We start from the raw sequence: 17,877 nt of genomic DNA, 5'->3' as shown, positions 1-17,877 counted from the left end.
CCAGGCCCCGCCCGTCGTGTCACTCCTCGTCGCGCAGCCGGGCCGCCAGGGAGGCCAGCGGCTCGGCCGCCTCGGTGTGCCCCAGTGCGGTGAGACGGGAGACCGCGGCGTCGAGGCGGGTGAGGGCCGGGGCGGGGCGTTCCAGGTAGATGCCCTCCATGGCACCCGCGAGGCGGACGCACTCGGCCCATTCGCCGGCGTGCTCCTGGTCCTGCCCCGGCTCGCCGAGCAGGGCGAGGGCCTTCTCCAGGGCGGTCAGGGCCTCCTCGTGCTCACCGGCGTACGCGTTGACGCGCCCGTGTTCGTAGGCCAGGGCGGCGTCCAGGGGGCGGCCGTGGGCCTCGTACCCGGCGGCGCGGGCCTCGTCGGCGATCCGGCCGGCGTCGGCGAGGAAGGCGCGGGCACCGGCCAGGCCGTCCGGTCCTTCCTGCTGGGCCTGGAGGCGGGCGAGTTCGCGCAGGCAGTTGCTGAGCTGCTCGTGGCGCGGTTCCCGGGCGTGGGCGGCGAGCGCCTGGTCCGCGGCCTCGCGGGCGCGGCCGAACTCGCCGGACTCGCCGAGGAGCACGGCGGTCTCGGCGGCGATCATGGCGTGGCTGCCCGGGTCGTCGTCCCAGCCGGCCGACTCGGCCGCGAGGGCGACGAACTCCGCCGTGGCGGCCTTGAGGTCGTCCCCCGCGTGCAGCGCGCGGGCGCGGGTCAGACGCAGTTGGGCGACGAGCCGGTCGTCCAGTTCCCCGGCGGTGACGTCCGGTTCGGCGAGCACGGAGTCGAGCAGTGCGATGCAGTCCTCGACGCGTCCGAGGTCGAGACTGAGCTGGGCGGCGTTGCTGTAGGTGCAGTACGCGTCGAACCGGCTGCCGTGGCGCAGGTCCAGCTCCGCGGAGCGGGTCAGGTGCCGCAGCGCCTCGTCGGGGCGGCCCAGGTGCAGGCAGGCCCCGGCCAGATCGCTGTGGAGGCGGGAGGTGTCGACCGTGTCGGCCGGCCAGTCGGCGGCCAGCCGCAGGCCCTCGGTCAGGTCCGTGTACGCGGCCTGCGCGTTCCGCAGGCCGAGCTGGAGCCGGCCGCGCAGGGCGAGGGCGCGGGGCAGGTGCCAGGCCGGGCCGTGCGCCCTGAGCCGGTCGAGGGCACCGTCGGTGCCGGCGAGCGCGGCGGGCAGGTCACCGGTCATGGCGTGCGTGGTGGCCCGCAGCAGCAGGGCCCCGGCGATCTGCGCGTCGACGCCGTGCCGGGTGGCGAAGGTGTGCAGCAGGTCCACCTCGGCGAGGAGCGGCGCGATGTGCTCCTCGCTTCCCGACGTCTGCAGGCGCATGCCGAGCACGGTGGCCCGCAGCCGCAGCAGGCGCGCCTCCTGGTGCGGGGTGAGGCCGGGCGTCTCCTCGTGCAGGCGGACCATGGACGCGTGGGCGGCGGTCAGCGCGGCGATCCGCGCCTCGCTTCCGCCTGCGTCCTCCGCGGGGGGCTCCGCGGGAGTCTCCGCGGCGGCGAGCAGGGCGCAGGCGCGGGCGAGGGCCGCGTGGCCCGGCTGTCCGGCGTCGTCGTACAGGCCGGCGGCCTCCTCGTGGAGGGCGGCGGCGTCGGCGAACTCGTCCTTCTCGCGGGCCCGGCCCGCCTCGTCGTCCAGCAGGTCCGCGTGCAGGTGGACGAGCGACCCCACGGCCGGGTCGTCCGGGTGGGTGTAGGCGCGGGCGGCGACGAGCGTGCGCAGCCGTGCCCAGCAGGCCCGCGCGTCCGGGTGCCCCTGCTCGTCCAGTTCCCGTGCCCGGAGGATGAGTTCGGGCAGCGACTCGGGGACGGCGGGGGCCGTACGGGTGGTGGGCGCGGCGGCCGGGGCCGCCGGGACCGCGTCGTCGAGGGTGCGGGTGCGCAGGGTCAGTTCCAGCGCGTCCAGGAGGGGGGCGCGTCCGAGGCGGGCCGCGCGGCGGTCGGTGTGGGCGGTGGTGCCGTTGCGGGCGTCGAAGCGGGCGGCGAGGTCGTCGGCGCGTTCGCGGACCTCGGCGCGCAGGCCGGTCACCGTCCAGGTGCGGCCCGCGAATCCGGCGGCGGGCAGTTCGCCGTGGCCGAGGTGCTCGACGCGCTGGAGGAGGACCTCCACGCCGGTGAGGAAGTCGAACTGCTCCCGCGGCGAGTCCACCTCGTCGAACAGGCTCCGGTTCTCGGCGAGGAGTTCCAGGCCGCGTGCCTCGTTGCCGGTCAGCGCGCAGAACTCCAGGTGCCGCCCGACCTCCCCGGACATCGAGGGGTTGCGGCGGCAGCCGCGGTAGCCGGCGAGGTGCAGTTCGCGGGCCTGGTCGGTGCGGCCGGACCGCAGCAGGGGGAGCAGCGCGTACGAGAAGGAGCGGGCCGGCTCCTCCTGGCAGGACTCCTTCCCGGCCAGGACGGGCTCCCAGGCGCGCAGTGCCCGTTCGTCGTCGCCCGCCGCCAGGTGGTACAGGGCGCGCTCGCAGATCTCGCAGGCCTCGCAGTCGCTGAGCCGGGTGCGGGTGCGGCCGGCCCACAGCTCGTAGGCGAGGGCGGTGTCCTCGCCGGTGTGGGCGGCGAGCTGGTACGCCTGTCCGTAGTAGGGCTGGAGGCCGAGGCCGGCCTTCTCGTACCGGTCGCGCATCTCCGTCAGCCACTGGCGCAGGCTGGCCAGCGGGATCTCGGGCAGCGCGCGCAGGGCGTTCGCCACCCACTTGAACCGCCAGAACAGCGTGTGGCGCAGGCGGTCGTCGAAGACGTCGGGCTGCTCGTCGAAGAGGGTGAGCAGACGGGCGAAGACGACGGGCGACTTCCGGGGTTCGGAGCCGTAGGTGTACGCCTCCTGGAGTTCGAGGAGCGCGCGGACGAGCGGGACGGGCTCCGCGAACCGCTCGGCGGCGTCGACGAGTTCCTCGGCGGTGACGGTGCGGGGGCGGCCGTAGGGGCGCCGGCGGTTCTCCTGGAGCGCCTGGTACAGCTCGTCGGTGCTCTGGGGGTGGGGTGCGGTGGGCATCGTCAGCTGTCCTTGCGGAGGGCGTGGGCGAGGAGGTCGAGGAAGGAGCGGTTGATGAGGCTCGACTCGGCGGGTCTGAGCGGTCGCCGGGACAGCAGCGCGGCCTGTCCGTAGAGGGCTTCGGCGCTGGTGCGGGCCAGCTCGGGCTCGTCGATGGCGACGGCGGTGCGCACCAGCGGGTTGAGCTGGTTGAGGATCAGCTGGGCCCGCGGTGCCTCCTGGCGCAGGGCGCCGAGGATGTCGCCCCACAGGCCGCCCTCCTGTTCGCGGGCGAGCTGGGAGCGGGTGCGTTCGTGCCGGGCCTCGCGGCTGTCGACGAGGAGGGCGGGGGCGGAAGCGGGCTGGAAGGTGCGCAGCGCGACGTCGCAGTCGAAGACGGCGAGGGCGTCGCGGGCCTGCGCGAGGTAGGCCGCGGCGGCGAGTTCCGTCTCCCGGTCGACGGGGTCGAGGTGGGCGGTGAGGGTCGCCGGGTCGAGGTCGGCGACGGTGGCCTCGGGCCTGATCTCGGGCAGCCGGTGGACCAGTTCGCGGTCGTAGGTGTAGCCGCCGTTGACGACGCCGAGCCCGGCGGCCGAGGCGATCGCCGCGACCTGCCGGAACTCCTCCACGCTCGAGGTCACGAGCACGGTGCGGTGGGTGCGCGCGAACTCGTCGAGGGTGGTGTGCCCGTCGGTGGTCTCGAACGGCAGCCAGGGCAGCAGCATCCGCAGGATCTCGTCGTCGTGCACCGCGAGCGACTTCACGGCCAGGTGGTGGGCCTGGAGGAAGCGGTCGAGCAGGTCCGGGTCGCCGGCGGCGGCCCGGGCGATCCACGCGCGCAGCCGCTCGGCGAGGGCGTCGCGGACGGCGGCGAGGGTGTCGTCCTCGTACAGGGACTCGCGGGACGCGGTCGGGCGCAGGCTCTCGGCGTCGACGACGCAGCGGACGAAGAACGCCCACTCGGGCAGGATCTCCTCGGCCTGCTCGGACAGGAGCATGCCCTTGACGTGCACGCGGTGGCCGTGGCTGCGGCCGGCCGGCACCGACTCGGGCAGCACGCACGCGATGCCCTTGAGACCCACGGCGGGCAGGTCCAGCTCGATGGTGTCCAGCGGCCGGAAGCCGAAGACCTCCTCGCCGTACGCGGCCAGCGCGCGGGAGCGGGCTCCCGGGGTGGGGTACGTGCGGGCCCAGGGCGCGGCCTCCGGGTTGACCGGCGCGCCCGGACCGCCGGTGCCGTCGTCGAAGGTGACCGGGTGGCGCAGCAGGGAGCCGAAGTGCCGGGCCAGCGCGTGCACCTGGGCCGGGCGGGTCCACTCGCCCGCGTCGGCGCGGGGCGTCAGGGTGACGGTGGTGCCGGGCCGGGGGCGGGCGGAGGCGGGCAGGACGTGGACGGTGTAGCTGCCGTCGCCGCGTCCGCGCCACTCCACGGCGGGCGCGTCGGGGGTGCGGGCGGAGCGGCTCAGGACGTGGATCTCGTCCGCGACCAGGAAGCAGGAGAGCAGTCCGATGCCGAACTGGCCGATGAAGTCGCCGCGTTGCTCGACGATCTTCTCGGCGCGCTTGCTGCTGCGGCCGATCGTGGCGAGGAAGGTGTGCACGTCGGCCTCGGTGAGGCCGACGCCGTCGTCCTCGACGCGCACCACCGCGCCGTCGGCGTACAGGCGGATGCCGAAGGCGCCGGCGGGGGCGGCCGGTTCGAGGGCGTGCCGGGCGGTCAGCGCGTCCACCGCGTTCTGCAGGAGTTCGCGCAGGTAGACGCGGGGGCTGGAGTAGAGGTGGTGGGAGAGGAGGTCGACGAGGCCGCGCAGGTCCACCTGGAAGGTGCGGTCGGCGCCGGCCGGGTTCGCGGCGGGGTCGGGCAGAGTCATCGGGCAGTCCGGGGTGGGAGGGGGACGACGGATGGCGGGCGGTCCGGAAGCGGCGGGCGCCCGGGCGCGGCGGTGGCGGCGGGCGCTCAGGCGCGGCGGTGGCGGCGGGCGAACTCCTTCTCGGGGTCCGCGAAGAAGGTCCAGGGCCACTCGGTGTAGGCGCCGTCGAGCGTCCGGAAGACGCGCCGGACCGTGTGGCGCTCATCGGCCAGTGACAGGGCCATGGCGAACATGTTGAAGTCGTGCTGCCAGCCCGGGCGCCACACGTAGGCGGGATGGAGGATGCTGTGGTCGGCCGCCTCCCGCAACTCCGCCTGGATCTCGGGGGTTTCGAGGCAGTCCCCGCGGTCCGACTCGACCCATTCCTCGATGTGCGCCATGGCGATCACGCAGCCCAGGCTGTGCCCCTGCGGGGCGCGGGCGAGGGCGTCCCGGGCGAACGCCAGGGCCTGACCGGGCTCGCCGCCCCAACGGGGCTGCAGCTGCGCCAGCCGCTCGGTGTGGATCTCCAGGTCCAGCGGGTCACGGCGCAGGCCGGCGTCGAACCGGGTCTCGTTGACGGCGGGGCCCAGCGACATGCCACGGCCGGAGGTGAGGAGCTGACGCCACGGTGTCACCCATTCCGGCCGCAGTTCGGCGGCCTCCAGCAACTGCTCCTCGGCGATGTGGAGCCGCTCGTGGAAGACCCGCCACTGCTCCTGCGTGACGTGCACGGCGCGGGCGGCGGTGCGCGCCTCCCAGCCCCAGCTGATGTGGCGCGCCCCGGATATCAGCAGGGCCGTCGCCCGGTGCTCCTCGTCCTCCTCGACGGCCCGGCCGATCCAGTCCTGCACACCGTCCAGGACGGCCAGTTCGCCGAGGACCTGGTGGTCGCGGCCGAGGTCGAAGGGGGCCAGCGCCGCCTTGACCGCCTCCCACTCACCCGCGTCGGCCGCCTCCACCAGCGCGAGCACCCGGGTGTCCCCGAGCGCGCGCAGCGGGTACACCCCGTTCTTCCTGCGCGGGACGGCAAGCGCGTGCGGATCCGCCGCCGGTCTCTCCGCGTCCCTGCCGAACAACTTGCCGAACATCCCGCGCCCTCCCCTGGTCCCGCATGATCATCCGGTGCAGCATAAGCGACCCCGCGGACACCGCTTCCACAGGGTTTTTACCGGCGCTTCACGTTCCGGCCGACGCGGGCGCGTACCGCCGTCGCGGGCGGGCCGGCTGCCGGCGGAGCCCGGTGTCCGTTCCTCGTGGGAGCCGCACCGGGCGATGGATCAACGGACCCGGTGGGCCACCCGTTCGTCGGCCGGGACGCAGTCGGACGCGGTATCGGCGCAGGAGTTGGGCCTGCCGAACACCGCGCGTGTCAGAAGGACATCGCCCGCCCGCTGGGCGCGCGGCAGCATCCCCCGGTCCTCGGAGCTGATCTCGCCCTCGGGGGTGATGGAGATCGTCCTGCCGAGTCCTTCCAGATGTGCGCTGATCTCGCCGGCGAGTTCGGACGGCCTCCGCCCGATCAGCCGAATGCCGTCCAGTACCGCTTGGGGGCCCGTCCGGGCGTCCACGACGACACGGGTCAGACCGATGAATCGACGAAGTAGGCCACGACGTCCGCCTGGCGGCCGGATGCGTCCGCCTTGCGGAACCGAACGCGCGTCTGCTCGAACGGACCGAAGTCCTCGATCGGTGCGGCGTCGGAGGTGAAGGCCCGTGCGTCCATCACGGTGGTCGCCTCCCGCAGGCCTGCGCCGAACCGGAGAGGACCCACGCGTTCGAGCGGCTCGCAGTCCCACCGGTCCCGGTCCGATTCGGCGGTGACGGCCCACTGGCCCGGCCACATGTCCGACGCCTCCCCTCCGGCATCCTCTGATCGTCGAGGCGCCCGGCGGCCTCTACCGCCTCCGTCCGCCCGGCAGCCGGGCCGGTTCGGACGGGCCGGTGGCGTGTGGGGAGTTCGGGACTCCGGGCCGCGAAGGCCGCGGGATCGGCGCGGAACACCGCGTCGAGGAGGCCCGCTTCCTCTACACCCGGGGCGCGGACGGTCTCCCCCGGTTCCGGACCGTACGGGCTCACCGCGGGCCGGGGGCGGGGGCGACCTCGCTCACCGGGGTTTCGGGGCCGTCGGTCGGGGCCAGCGGGGTGGGACGGGCTTCGGTGGGCTCCGGTGACGCCGACGGAGCGGGCGTGACGGAAGGGCTGCTCACGGGAGGCGGGGCGAGAGGGACCGTCGGGGACACCGGGCGGTCGGGGGCCGACGACTGCAGCGGCAGTACGACGAGGGCGGCGACGGCGCACGTCAGTCCGGCCCCGACGGCGGTGCGGACCAGCCGGCGCCGCGCCGCGCCGCGGCGGATCTCCTCGAACCGGCCGGGGGGCGGGCCGAGGTGGTCGGAGACGGGCCGCAGGATGACGGCGAGGGGGTCGTCGGGTTCGAACTCCGGACCGTCGTCAGAGTGTGTGATCAAGGCTTCTCCTCAGATGGGCGCGGAGCAGTTCGCGGGCCGCGTGGAGGTCGGCCTTGATGGTTCCTTCCTTGCGTCCGGTCACCGCGGACACCTCCCGGATCGGCATGTCAGCGTAGTAGTGCAGCAGGATCGGGACGCGCAGCCGTTCCGGCAGCGACTGCACGAGCAGACGTACGGACGGGTCGGACTGTTCGGTGTGCGGGCGGACGGCGGTCTCGGTGGTGACGCGGTGCACGGCCTTGCGCTCGCGTTCGAGCGTGCGCCAGTGGTCCCGGACGAGGTTGGCCGCGGTGACGTAGAGGAAGCCCCGGGGCTCCGCCACCGACGTCCAGCGGGCCCACAGCCGGGTGAACGCCTCCGAGGCGATCTCGTGGGCCGTCCCGTCGTCGTCGACCAGCCGGCGGCACCAGCCGGCGAGGCGTGGGTAGAGGGCGGCGAAGAGCTCGGACGCTGCCTGCTCTCGGGACCGTTTCAACGCTCTCCATGGTCGTGGCGGTACTGGTGTCGTGGGGCCCGCCGCGTTCCCGGGCCGCGGGCGCACGGCCCGCCGGCCCGGGAACGCGGCGGCGGATCAAGGGCCGGCGGAGGTCAGGGCGGCGAACACGATCACGTTGTCGCGGTACTCGTCGCCGGTGCGCGGGCCGCCGCAGGTGATGAGCCGCAGCTCCGGCCGGCCGACGTCGCCGTAGACCGCGTCCGTCGGGAAGTCCGCCTTGGCGACCGTGCGGACCGAGTCGACGGCGAACACCGCCGCCGTGCCGTTCTCCAGGCGTGCCACGATCCCGTCCCCCCGGCGCAGGCGCGCGAGGTGGCGGAAGACGCCGTCCCCGTGGGCGCCGACCGTGACGTGGCCGAGGATCACCGACGGGCCGGTCTGGCCCGGCGTCGGCGAGTGCCGGTACCAGCCCGCGCGGTCGTCGGCGGTGACCGGAGGCACCTGGACGGTGTGGTCCGGGGCCAGCCCCAGCCGGATGACCGGGGTGTCGACCCCGATGGCCGGTATCTCCAGTCCGACCGGGACCGAACGCCCGAGGGGGCGCGCCGGTTCCGCGGAGGGCCGCGCGGACGGTGTCGTCCGCGCGGGGTGCCCGGCCGTGGACCGGCCGGTCCGGTGACCGCCGCCGGCGCAGCCGCCGAGGAGCGCGGCCGTCGCCGCGGTGGCGAAGGCACGCCTGGAGAGCGGCGTCATGCCGTGGTCGCCCGCCGGCGGCGTACGAGGAGGACCGCCGCGCCGCCGGTGGCGAGCACCGCGGCGGCGCTCCCGCCGATCAGCGCGCCGTCGGTCCCGGACTCCGCGGACGCGGACCCGACGCCGGTGTCGGGCGCACCGCTCGGTACGACGGCGACCCCGCCGGGGGCCGCCGACCGGTCCGGTGCGTCGCTCTCGGCCGGTACGGGGCTCGGGTCCGTGGCGTCGGCCGGGGCCGGCGACTCGCTGGGGGTCACGGTGGCCGCGGGGACCGGGGACGGCCCGTCGGCGAACGCGGGTACCGGGCTCGCCAGCACGGCGGTGCAGGCGAGTGCCGCGGCACTGAGGGCAGTTCGGCGCATGGATCGCTCTCTTTCGTCGCTCCGCCCGCACGATGGTCCGGCGGGCTGGGTCATGGATCGTGCGGAGAGACGGGACAGCGGCGGCACGGGTTGTAAAGAGAAGGCAAAGTCCCGTCAGGTGTGCTCGACGGCGGTGGTGACGGGCGTGCCGGTCTCGATGGTGCGGCTGACCGTGCAGAGACGGTCGTGCGACGTTCTGACCGCGCGGGGAAGGATCGCTCGGGCGCGATCGGCGCCCGCGCCGTCCGGGAAGGCGACCCGGAAGGTGACCACGAGGTCGGTCATGCGGTTGCCCAGCTCGTCGCTGATCTTGTCACCTGTCACCGTGACCGAGAACTCGTCGGGCTCGGCGTGGCGGCTGGTGGCGACGTCGACGTCCGCGGCCGTGCAGCCCCCGATCGCGGCGAGCAGCAGTTCGACCGGGGTGAAATCGGTGTTCCGGCGGTCATCGGAGGCGGTGCCGAACCGGATCGTGCCGCCACGGGAGTTGGTGGCCACGAAGTGGCCCGTGCCGGTCCGCTCGACGACGACGGAACGCGTGGAGTCTTCGCTCATGCGTCGACGGTAAGGCCACGGAGCGGCGTGCTCGCGGATCCGGCGGCACCGCGCTCCGCCACGCCACGGCCACGCCGCCCGGGGGTCGCGGCGCGCCGCCCTCCGCCGTGTCGTCCGACCTCAGCGGCGGCTCGGTGCCGGGACGCCTCCCCCGCTCGGACGCCACGACGGCGGACCGTGCCGGTTCCGGGGCGTGTTCGCGCGGGAACGGGGCACGCGGTCCTCGCGGACCGACCGGTCCGGCGTCCACGTTCCCGACTCCGGAGGCCTCCCATGATGGTCGTCGGCATCGTTGCCGTTTGCGTGGTGATCGCCGTCCTCGCCTTCCTCGTCCCGCGTCTCTCCCGGCACCCGCAGAACGGAGCCCAACGCGCCCTCGGCGTCGGCTCCCGGGCCGGGGCCAAGGCTCCGGGCCGGCTCGGGCGCCTCCTCGGCAAGCCCTTCCGTTCGAGCTCCCGCGCGGTCGGCCGCAGCGGTTCCGCGGGGCGGCGTGCCCGCGGGCGGCTGCCGTTCTGACGAGGGCCGGTTCCCTTCGGCGGCCACCGTGCGCCGCCCTCCCGCCCGTACGACAGGAAACCGGTCAACGGTGTGACACGGTGTGCCCCATGTCACTCACCGTCCGGGAGGGCGGGCCGAGGTGACCGCAGTCCCGCGACGAGGAACCCGACCAGCCGGCGCGCGTCGTAGCGGGGGTCGCTCTCCGCGCCGATGCACAGGTTCCCGACGCCGCGCATGAGCGTGTAGGCGTCGACGCCGGAGCGGATCTCCCCGGCCGCCGCGGCGGCCTCGAGCAACCGGGTGCAGGCCGGCACGAGACGGTCGAGGAAGTAGGCGTGCAGGGCGTCGAAACCGGCCTCGTCGGAGTGCAGCACGGCGGCGAGACCGTGCTTGGTGACCAGGAAGTCGACGAAGAGGCCGATCCACTCCCCCAGGGCCGCGTGCGGAGTCGCAGAGGTGGCCAGCAGGGCCGGGGCGGCCTCGGCGCAGGCGTCGACCTGGTGCCGGTAGACGGCGATGATGAGGTCCGCCCGCGTCGGGAAGTGGCGGTAGATCGTACCCACCCCGACTCCGGCCCTGGCCGCGATGTCGCGGACCGGAGCGTCCACGCCCGACGCGACGAAGGCCGCGGCGGCGGCGTCGAGCAGGGCCTCCTTGTTGCGCCGGGCGTCCTTGCGCCGGGACTCGGCCGCGCGCCCGGCGCCCCCGTCACTGTCGCTCACCGCGCCGCTCCTTCCGCTCATCACCGCTTGCCAAAACGGAACAGCGTTCCGTATCGTTCCGGAACACGGTTCCGTTTACTCATGATGCCAGAGCGGCGCCCGGCCACCAAGCCGTGCCCCGTCATGCCCTCACACACTTCCCGCACCGAGGAGACACCACCATGCAGTACCGCACCCTGGGCCGCACCGGCGTCCAGGTCAGCACCCTCGCGCTCGGCGCGATGAACTTCGGCAGGATCGGACGCACCACCCAGGAGGAGGCCACCGCCATCGTCGACGCCGCCCTGGAGGCCGGCGTCAACCTCATCGACACCGCCGACATGTACGGCAACGGCGAGTCGGAGGAGATGGTCGGCAAGGCCGTCGCCGGCCGCCGCGACGACATCGTGCTGGCCACCAAGGCCGCCATGCCCATGGGCGACGAGCGGAACCACCGGGGGAGCTCGCGCCGCTGGCTGGTCACCGCGCTGGACGACAGCCTGCGCCGGCTCGGCGTCGACCATGTCGATCTCTACCAGATCCACCGGTGGGACCCGGCCACCAGCGACGAGGAGACCCTGTCCGCCCTGACCGATCTGCAACGCGCGGGGAAGATCCGCTACTTCGGCTCCTCGACGTTCCCCGCGTACCGCGTCGTGCAGGCGCAGTGGGCCGCCCGCGAGCACCGGCTGGGCCGCTACGTCACCGAACAGCCCAGCTACTCCGTGCTGCAGCGCGGGATCGAGTCCGACGTCCTGCCCGTGGCGGAGGAGTACGGGATGGGGGTGCTGGTGTGGAGCCCGCTGGCCTCGGGCTGGCTGTCCGGCGCCGTCCGCAGGGGCCAGGACGTCACCACCCACCGCTCGGCGTTCATGCCGGAACGCTTCGACACCGCCCTCCCCGCCAACCGGGCCCGGCTCGACGCCGTCGAGCAACTGGCCGGGATCGCCGACGCGGCCGGCCTGACGATGATCCAGCTCGCGCTCGGCTTCGCCACCGCGCACCCGGCCGTGACCAGTGCCCTCGTCGGACCGCGCACCCTGGACCACCTGCACTCCCAGCTCGCCGCCGCCGACACCGTCCTCCCCGCCGACGTGCTCGACGCGATCGACTCCGTCGTCGCCCCGGGCACCGACCTGGCCGCACACGAGAAGTTCGACACCCCGCCCGCGCTGCTCGACGCGTCGCTGCGGCGCCGCTGACGGATCCCCCGCCGTGAACCCGGGGACAGAGCGCCGGAGTTCGCCGTCGAACACGGCACAACCCTTCGCCCGGTCCGCGGGTCACACCAGACAGGAGCAACCGCTCCAAGAGCCGCAAGGGGGAAATATGAGATTCACCCGTTCCGTCCTGGCCGCCTCCGCGGTGGCCGCCCTGTCGGCGGGAGCCACGACCGCCCTGGCGTCACCGGCCTCGGCCGCACCCGACACCACACCGCAGAAGGTCTGCGGAAGCGGCTACAAGACCGTGAACTCGGCAGCCGTCGGCTCACTGGGCACCGTCTATCTGACGTACAACTCGGCCAACGGCCGGAACTGCGTCGCGACCATCCGCACCAACCCCGGGACCGCCCTGGACATGTCCGCGTGGATCTACGTCCCCGACACCGAGGAGGGTGACCAGGACGACGGGCGGTTCACGTCGTACGCGGGGCCGACCTACGTCTACGGCAAGGGCCACTGCGTGGACTGGGGCGGCGGCATCAACAACGTGTACGTGCAGGTGTACGGCTCCAACTGCGGCGCCCTGAAGGAGCACCGGGTCACCTTCACCCGCTGACCCCCGCCCGTCGGCGGACCGCTTCGCCCTGCCGGGGCCGCAAGGCCCCGGCAGGGCTCCGGCGCGTCACCCGGCGTCTTCAGCGGCGCAGTTCCAGGGACAGGTGCGAGGACAGGGCCCCGAGGAAGCCGGGCGCGTCGAAGATCGCGCCGGCGGAGGCGACACCGGTCGTCCTGGTCCGTCCCGTGAGGATGCGGTCCACCGCTTCCACCACGAGGGGTGCGGTGACGGCGTAGATGTCCCGGCCCCGGGCCACGGCGCGGCGTTCGACGCCGCCGGAGCGCACGACGACGTCGACGAGGAAGGTCTGCGCGGACCGCCCCTGTTCGTCGGCCGCGGCCGGTGCCGGGGTGTCCGGGTCCGACAGGTCCCTGGCCGCCTCGACCGTCATGTAGGTGCGCACCTCCGGGACGGACAGGTGGCTGGGCACGGTGACGGCGTCCGCCATCGTGAACTCCCCGATGACGGTCCGGGGGCCCATCGGGTGGGGGAAGGGCCACTCCAGCGTCGACGCGTCCTCACGGTGGTACTCCAGCCGTCCGCCGGTGTACCGGACGCGCCGGCCGTCCCGCCTCTGCTGGGACACCGCGCCCGCCGCACGTGTTCCGGCGGTGGGGTGCCAGTCGCTGAGCCCGTAGGCGACGTGCACCTCGTCGGCCGCCGTCCAGTCGCCCATGGCGGCGGTGGCCAGCAGGTCACCGAGACCGCCGTAGAAGGCCATCGCGGGGACGATCACCGCTCCCGCCGCGCGGGCGCGGTCGCCGAAGTGCGTGAACGTGTCGGCGTTGGCCTCGATCTCGGCCGCCACGTCCACGTACGGGATTCCGGCGCGCAGCGCCGCCTCGATCACCGGTGCCGCCGTCGTGGCGAAGGGCCCGGCACAGTTGACCACGGCCGCCGCGCCGGCCAGTGCGCGGTCGAGCGAGACCGGGTCGTCGACCGACGCCGGGCGGACGTCCGTGCCGGGGTGGGACACCGCCAGCGCCTTCAGCTTTCCGGCGTCGCGGCCGGAGAGGACCGGGACGAACCCGCGCTCCCGCAACCGCGCCACCACGAACCGCCCGGTGTGCCCGTACGCGCCGAACACCACCACCGTGCGCTGCGACTCCATGAACTCTTCCCCGCCCTCGAACGATCCGTCGTGCTCCGTCGTGGACATCCTGTCGGGCGCGGGCACTCCCGCACGAGTGTCCGGAACGCCACGGCCCGTACAATTCCGGACGTGACCACTGTCGCGCTGGCCGTCACCGACGGGATGCTGCACTTCGAACTGTCCATCGCCCACGAGGTGTTCGGCACCGCCCCGGCGGGGGTGCCGGGCCCCTGGTACGACCTCGCCGTCTGCGGGCCGGGCGCGGTGCGGGCCGGACGGTTCCTGCTGGAGCCCGACCACGGCCTCGACCGGCTCCCGCACGCCGACACCGTGATCGTCCCCGGTTGGGCCGACGTCGACGAGGCCCCGCCCGCCGACCTGCTCGACGCGGTGCGCGCCGCCCACGCGGCCGGGGCCCGCGTGGCCTCCCTCTGCACGGGCGCGTTCGTGCTGGCCGCGGCGGGCCTGCTCGACGGGCGGCGCGCGACCACGCACTGGGCGCACACCCGGGTCCTGGCCGAGCGCCATCCCCGGGTGACGGTGGACCCGGACGTCCTGTACGTGGACGACGGCAGCGTGCTGACCTCCGCCGGGAAGGCCGCCGCGCTGGACCTGTGCCTGCACCTCGTACGCCTCGACCACGGCGCGTCGGTCACCAACACCCTCGCGCGCCGCCTGGTCGTGCCGCCGCACCGCCACGGCGGCCAGGCGCAGTTCGTCGCGACCCCGGTGCCGGCTCCGGGCAACCACCCCCTCGCCGAGTTGCTGCCCTGGGTGCTCGAAAGGCTGGACCAGCCCCTCACCGTCCAGGATCTGGCCCGCCGGGCGCGCATGAGCTCGCGCAACCTGGGCCGCCACTTCCGGTCGGTCACCGGCACCACCCCGCTGCAGTGGCTGCTGACCCAACGGATCCGCCACGCGCAGGAGTTGCTGGAGACCACCGACGACGGCATCGACAGCATCGCGGCGGCCACCGGCATGGGCACCGCCACGACGCTGCGCCGGCACTTCAACCGCACCGTCGGCGTGCCTCCCGACACCTACCGCCGCACCTTCCGCTCACGGACCCACCGGCACGCCCCGGCCTGACGGGCGAACTCACCCGGCTGTGCCGTCGGCCCGGAGGACGAGGGCTGCCGGAGGCACCCGTGCGATCAGCCGGACCGTGGAGCCGAGCGGGGCCGTCCTGTCGCCGGTGGACCGAAGCGGCGACGCCTCGGGCGGGCGCGGCGAGCCCCGCGGTGCGCGACGGCCTCCTCCGCCGGGGCGGTGTCGCCCCGGCGGGGACGGCCGTACGGGCGAGGCCGACGGACTCGGGGCCGACTCGGACCGCGTCGTCGCGACGCCCGTTCCGGACCGCGCCGTCCCCGGCCCGCCGGTCAGCCGTGAGCACTCCACACGTCCGGACCGCCGCCGCGCCACTCCACCGTCGCGGACCGGCGCAGCCAGTCGTCGTCGACGCCCTCCAGCCCCGCGAGGCGCAGGAACTCCACCACGTCCAGCAGCCCGTACGCCATCCCGAGGAACCGCGCGCCACCGCGGACACGGCGGCCGCCGTCCTCGCCGGGCGGATAGATCACGATGGGTCGGTCGCTCGCCATGGCACCAGCGTGCGGTGCGCGGCGTCCGCCCGCATGCCGGGCCGAGCCGCGACGTGGCCGTCCCCGTGCGGTCAGTCGACGGCGGGGCCGGCCTGCTCGGTGCCGGACAGCCGGACGAGGTACCGGTGGCAGCGGGCCGCGCGCTCCGAGTCCTGTGCCATGACCTCCCTGAAGAAGTCGGCGATCTCCTCCTGGCCCGCGTTCTCCGCGTCGCGGACGTACTGGCCGTAGTCGTGGCCCGCCTTCAGCGAGTGGTACTGCACGGAGATCAGGTCGTACACGACATCGCTGAAGCCCGTCTCGCCGGTCGCCATGAGTCCTCCCGCGTTGTGGGAACAGGTCGGAGGGCCGGGTTTCACCGTGCCGCCCGGTGAAACCGGTACCGCGTGCTACGGCTTCCCGGCCGGCGCCGCACGCCCCCGTGCGACGAGCAGGCCCGCGCTCGCGCCGACCGCGTACCAGAACAGGTCCGGCGCGTTGAAGGTGGACCCGAGGACCAGACGGGCCACGGTGCTGTGCCGGGAGAGTTCCGCAGGCACCCCGGTGAGCTGCAGGAACTCGACCCCCCAGCTGACGGCGAGCGCGACCGCGGCGGCCCTCGGCGGTGCCAGCCGCGGCGCCGCCAGGACCACCAGGGCGAAGATCAGGAGGGTGTAGAGGGCGTCCCCGCCGTACTTGGCCACGTCCCCCGTCGCCAGGGCCCGCAGGCCCAGTCCGGCGCCGACGGTCACCAGCGCGGCCACGGCCGCCGCGATACGGGTCCGTGCTGTGTCACCGCCGGGGCGGGTTCCGAGGAAGAGTGCCACGGTCGTCATGATCCCTCAGCCGCGGTCCGGGCACGGCCCGGCCCCGCTCGTCGAAAACCGGAGGAACCGGGGGCGCCGCCCTTGTTAGGCTGCCGGGTATGGCACGAGGCATCTGGTCGCAGAAGGTTCGATCCGCCCACTGACGGCGGCGCCTTCTCCCTGAATCAGCGCACGCCGTTCCGGTCCCCGCCGGGCGGCTGTTTCGTGCTGCCCGGCTCCACTGCGAGCTGCGGAGCATCCGTTGAACCCCACCCCGACCCCCGAAGCCATGTCCCTGCCCGTCGAGGCGGGCGGCAGTGCCCATGTCCGCGCCGACGGCGTCACCGTCACCCGTGGGTCCCGGCGCGTCCTGTACGACGTCTCGGTCACCGTCTCCGCCCGGTCGCGGATCGCCGTCGTCGGCGAGAACGGCCGTGGCAAGACGACCCTGCTGCACGTCCTCGCCGGACTGGTCGCGCCCGACGAGGGCGCCGTGCACCGGACGGGCACGCTCGGTCTGGCCCGCCAGGAGCTGTCCGCGCGTGACGGTGAGACCGTCGGCACCCTCACGTCCGCGGCGCTGGCCCCGTCCCTGGCGGCCCTCGCCGCGCTGGACGAGGCGTCCCTCGCCATGGCCGGGGGCGAGCCCGCCGCCGGCGACCGCTACGCCACCGCGCTCGACGCCGCCACCCGCCTCGACGCCTGGGACGCCGAGCGCCGCGTCGACGTCGCCCTGGAGGCCCTCGGTGCCTGCGCCGACCGGGAGCGGCCGCTGTCGGCCCTGTCGGTCGGGCAGCGCTACCGCGTCCGGCTGGCATGCCTGCTCGGTGCGCGGCACGACGTCCTGCTGCTCGACGAGCCGACCAACCACCTCGACGCCGACGGCCTGGACTTCCTGACCCGCAGGCTCCGCGAACACGACGGCGGTCTCGCCGTCGTCAGCCACGACCGGGCGCTGCTGCGGGACGTCGCGGACCGGTTCCTCGACCTCGACCCGGCCCGCGACGGGAAGCCGCGCCTGTACGCCGGCGGCTACGACGCATGGGAGGAGGCCCGGCGCCGTGAGCGCGAACGCTGGGAGCAGGACTACGAGCAGCAGCGGAGCGAGCACCGGCGGCTGCAGGACGCGGTGTCGCGGGCCCGCGACCGGCTCTCCACCGGCTGGCGGCCGGAGAAGGGGACCGGCAAGCACCGGCGCCAGTCCCGTGCGCCGGGCGTCGTACAGGCCCTGAACCGGCAGCAGGAGGCACTGGACGCGCACCGGATCGACCTGCCGGAGCCGCCGTCCGCCCTGCGGTGGCCCCGGCTGGGTGTCCGGCCGGGCGCTCCGCAGCTGCGGGCGCACGGTGTCGCCGTCGACGGGCGGCTGGCCGGTCCGGTCGACCTCGTCCTCGACGGCGGCGAACGGCTGCTCGTCACCGGGCCCAACGGCGCCGGCAAGTCCACGCTGCTCGCGGTGCTGGCCGGCGCCCTCCGGCCCACCGAAGGGCACGTGTGGACGGCGAGCGGGGCGCGGGTGGTCCGGGTCACCCAGGAGACCGCCGGACAGGATCCCCGGCTCACCGCCCGCGAGGTGTACGACCGGCACGTCGGACGGCTGGTGGCAGGCGGGGTGCTCCGGGACGGCGACGCCGTCGCGCTGGAGTCCCTCGGGCTGCTGGACTCCGGCACGACGGGGACGCCGGTCGGGCGGATGTCCCTCGGGCAGCAGCGGCGTCTCGACCTGGCGCTGGCGCTGTCCGGGCGGCCCACGCTGATCCTGCTCGACGAGCCGACCAACCACCTGTCGGCGCCGCTGGTCGACGAGCTGACCGGGGCGCTCCGCGGCACCGGTGCCGGCGTCGTCGTCGCGACCCACGACCGCCAGCTCCTGCGGGACCTCGCGGACTGGCCGCTCCTGCGGGTGGGCTGACCGCCGGCGCCGGACGCCCGGCCCGGCGTGCCGCGCCCGGCCGCACGGGAGGAACCGGCGCCGGGGACGCGCCGTACGCCTTCCTGACGTACCGCCTCCGCGGGCGAGGGCTGCTCCGGGCCGGGCCCGGG

General features: G+C 74.7%; 20 protein-coding genes. 5 read left to right on the top strand and 15 right to left on the bottom strand.

Going from position 1 to position 17,877, the window contains the following annotated elements:
* Window positions 1–19 precede the first annotated feature (19 nt).
* The 10 genes from AB0A94_RS26985 to AB0A94_RS26940 all read right to left on the bottom strand — a co-directional run bounded on the left by AB0A94_RS26985 (window position 20) and on the right by AB0A94_RS26940 (window position 9,377).
* Window positions 20–2,971 (bottom strand): hypothetical protein, encoded by a 2,952-nt coding sequence (locus AB0A94_RS26985; RefSeq protein ID WP_361748431.1) that lies wholly within the window; start codon window positions 2,969–2,971, stop codon window positions 20–22.
* A gap of 2 nt (window positions 2,972–2,973) precedes the next feature.
* Complete coding sequence (locus tag AB0A94_RS26980) at window positions 2,974–4,821, bottom strand: HSP90 family protein (protein ID WP_361748430.1); 1,848 nt, start codon at window positions 4,819–4,821, stop codon at window positions 2,974–2,976.
* An 86-nt stretch (window positions 4,822–4,907) separates the two neighbouring features.
* Window positions 4,908–5,891: a hypothetical protein gene (locus tag AB0A94_RS26975; protein ID WP_361748428.1), complete on the bottom strand. Its 984-nt coding sequence runs from the start codon at window positions 5,889–5,891 to the stop codon at window positions 4,908–4,910.
* Window positions 5,892–6,080: 189 nt separating this feature from the next.
* Window positions 6,081–6,371 carry a hypothetical protein gene (locus tag AB0A94_RS26970; protein ID WP_361748427.1) on the bottom strand — a complete coding sequence of 97 codons (291 nt, stop codon included), beginning with the start codon at window positions 6,369–6,371 and terminating at the stop codon, window positions 6,081–6,083.
* 11 nt (window positions 6,372–6,382) lie between these two features.
* On the bottom strand, window positions 6,383–6,646 hold the full coding sequence (locus AB0A94_RS26965) for a hypothetical protein (RefSeq protein WP_361748425.1): 264 nt from the start codon (window positions 6,644–6,646) through the stop codon (window positions 6,383–6,385).
* Window positions 6,647–6,875: 229 nt separating this feature from the next.
* Complete coding sequence (locus tag AB0A94_RS26960; RefSeq protein ID WP_361748423.1) at window positions 6,876–7,271, bottom strand: hypothetical protein; 396 nt, start codon at window positions 7,269–7,271, stop codon at window positions 6,876–6,878.
* Window positions 7,255–7,746 carry an RNA polymerase sigma factor gene (locus AB0A94_RS26955; RefSeq protein WP_217132289.1) on the bottom strand — a complete coding sequence of 164 codons (492 nt, stop codon included), beginning with the start codon at window positions 7,744–7,746 and terminating at the stop codon, window positions 7,255–7,257. The genes AB0A94_RS26960 and AB0A94_RS26955 overlap by 17 nt, the downstream gene beginning before the upstream one ends.
* Window positions 7,747–7,842: 96 nt before the next feature.
* Window positions 7,843–8,460 (bottom strand): class F sortase, encoded by a 618-nt coding sequence (locus tag AB0A94_RS26950; RefSeq protein WP_361748421.1) that lies wholly within the window; start codon window positions 8,458–8,460, stop codon window positions 7,843–7,845.
* Window positions 8,457–8,822, bottom strand: a complete 366-nt coding sequence (locus tag AB0A94_RS26945) for a sortase-dependent protein (RefSeq protein ID WP_361748419.1) — start codon at window positions 8,820–8,822, stop codon at window positions 8,457–8,459. Before AB0A94_RS26945 ends, AB0A94_RS26950 begins: the two co-directional genes overlap by 4 nt.
* A gap of 114 nt (window positions 8,823–8,936) precedes the next feature.
* Window positions 8,937–9,377 (bottom strand): OsmC family protein, encoded by a 441-nt coding sequence (locus AB0A94_RS26940; protein WP_361748417.1) that lies wholly within the window; start codon window positions 9,375–9,377, stop codon window positions 8,937–8,939.
* A gap of 273 nt (window positions 9,378–9,650) precedes the next feature.
* Between AB0A94_RS26940 and AB0A94_RS26935 the strand changes: the two genes are divergently transcribed.
* A complete protein-coding gene (locus AB0A94_RS26935) occupies window positions 9,651–9,893 on the top strand; it encodes a DUF6411 family protein (RefSeq protein WP_217132299.1) in 243 nt (80 codons plus the stop codon).
* Between the two features lie 92 nt (window positions 9,894–9,985).
* Here AB0A94_RS26935 and AB0A94_RS26930 read toward each other — a convergent pair whose 3' ends face one another.
* Window positions 9,986–10,597: a TetR/AcrR family transcriptional regulator gene (locus AB0A94_RS26930; protein ID WP_361748415.1), complete on the bottom strand. Its 612-nt coding sequence runs from the start codon at window positions 10,595–10,597 to the stop codon at window positions 9,986–9,988.
* Between the two features lie 161 nt (window positions 10,598–10,758).
* Between AB0A94_RS26930 and AB0A94_RS26925 the strand changes: the two genes are divergently transcribed.
* On the top strand, window positions 10,759–11,778 hold the full coding sequence (locus tag AB0A94_RS26925; protein WP_361748413.1) for an aldo/keto reductase: 1,020 nt from the start codon (window positions 10,759–10,761) through the stop codon (window positions 11,776–11,778).
* A 127-nt stretch (window positions 11,779–11,905) separates the two neighbouring features.
* On the top strand, window positions 11,906–12,355 hold the full coding sequence (locus AB0A94_RS26920) for a spore-associated protein (protein ID WP_361748411.1): 450 nt from the start codon (window positions 11,906–11,908) through the stop codon (window positions 12,353–12,355).
* A 79-nt stretch (window positions 12,356–12,434) separates the two neighbouring features.
* On the opposite strand, the gene AB0A94_RS26915 is transcribed toward AB0A94_RS26920, so the two are convergent.
* A complete protein-coding gene (locus AB0A94_RS26915; protein WP_361748488.1) occupies window positions 12,435–13,466 on the bottom strand; it encodes a saccharopine dehydrogenase NADP-binding domain-containing protein in 1,032 nt (343 codons plus the stop codon).
* A 111-nt stretch (window positions 13,467–13,577) separates the two neighbouring features.
* On the opposite strand from AB0A94_RS26915, the gene AB0A94_RS26910 reads away from it, so the two are divergent.
* Complete coding sequence (locus AB0A94_RS26910; RefSeq protein WP_361748409.1) at window positions 13,578–14,537, top strand: helix-turn-helix domain-containing protein; 960 nt, start codon at window positions 13,578–13,580, stop codon at window positions 14,535–14,537.
* Between the two features lie 290 nt (window positions 14,538–14,827).
* Here AB0A94_RS26910 and AB0A94_RS26905 read toward each other — a convergent pair whose 3' ends face one another.
* The 3 genes from AB0A94_RS26905 to AB0A94_RS26895 form a co-directional block, all read right to left on the bottom strand.
* Window positions 14,828–15,049 (bottom strand): hypothetical protein, encoded by a 222-nt coding sequence (locus AB0A94_RS26905; RefSeq protein WP_361748406.1) that lies wholly within the window; start codon window positions 15,047–15,049, stop codon window positions 14,828–14,830.
* 71 nt (window positions 15,050–15,120) lie between these two features.
* Window positions 15,121–15,363, bottom strand: coding sequence for an acyl carrier protein (locus AB0A94_RS26900; RefSeq protein WP_361748404.1), 243 nt, complete (start codon window positions 15,361–15,363; stop codon window positions 15,121–15,123).
* Between the two features lie 75 nt (window positions 15,364–15,438).
* Window positions 15,439–15,864: a DUF2809 domain-containing protein gene (locus AB0A94_RS26895; RefSeq protein ID WP_361748402.1), complete on the bottom strand. Its 426-nt coding sequence runs from the start codon at window positions 15,862–15,864 to the stop codon at window positions 15,439–15,441.
* Between the two features lie 232 nt (window positions 15,865–16,096).
* Between AB0A94_RS26895 and AB0A94_RS26890 the strand changes: the two genes are divergently transcribed.
* The gene (locus AB0A94_RS26890; protein WP_361748400.1) at window positions 16,097–17,746 is read left to right on the top strand and encodes an ATP-binding cassette domain-containing protein; all 1,650 of its coding nucleotides are present in this window, start codon (window positions 16,097–16,099) and stop codon (window positions 17,744–17,746) included.
* Window positions 17,747–17,877: the final 131 nt, after the last annotated feature.

The sequence above is a fragment of the Streptomyces sp. NPDC044984 genome (genome assembly GCF_040646935.1).
Lineage (GTDB): Bacteria > Actinomycetota > Actinomycetes > Streptomycetales > Streptomycetaceae > Streptomyces.
This window is presented reverse-complemented; position numbering and strand designations above follow the sequence as displayed.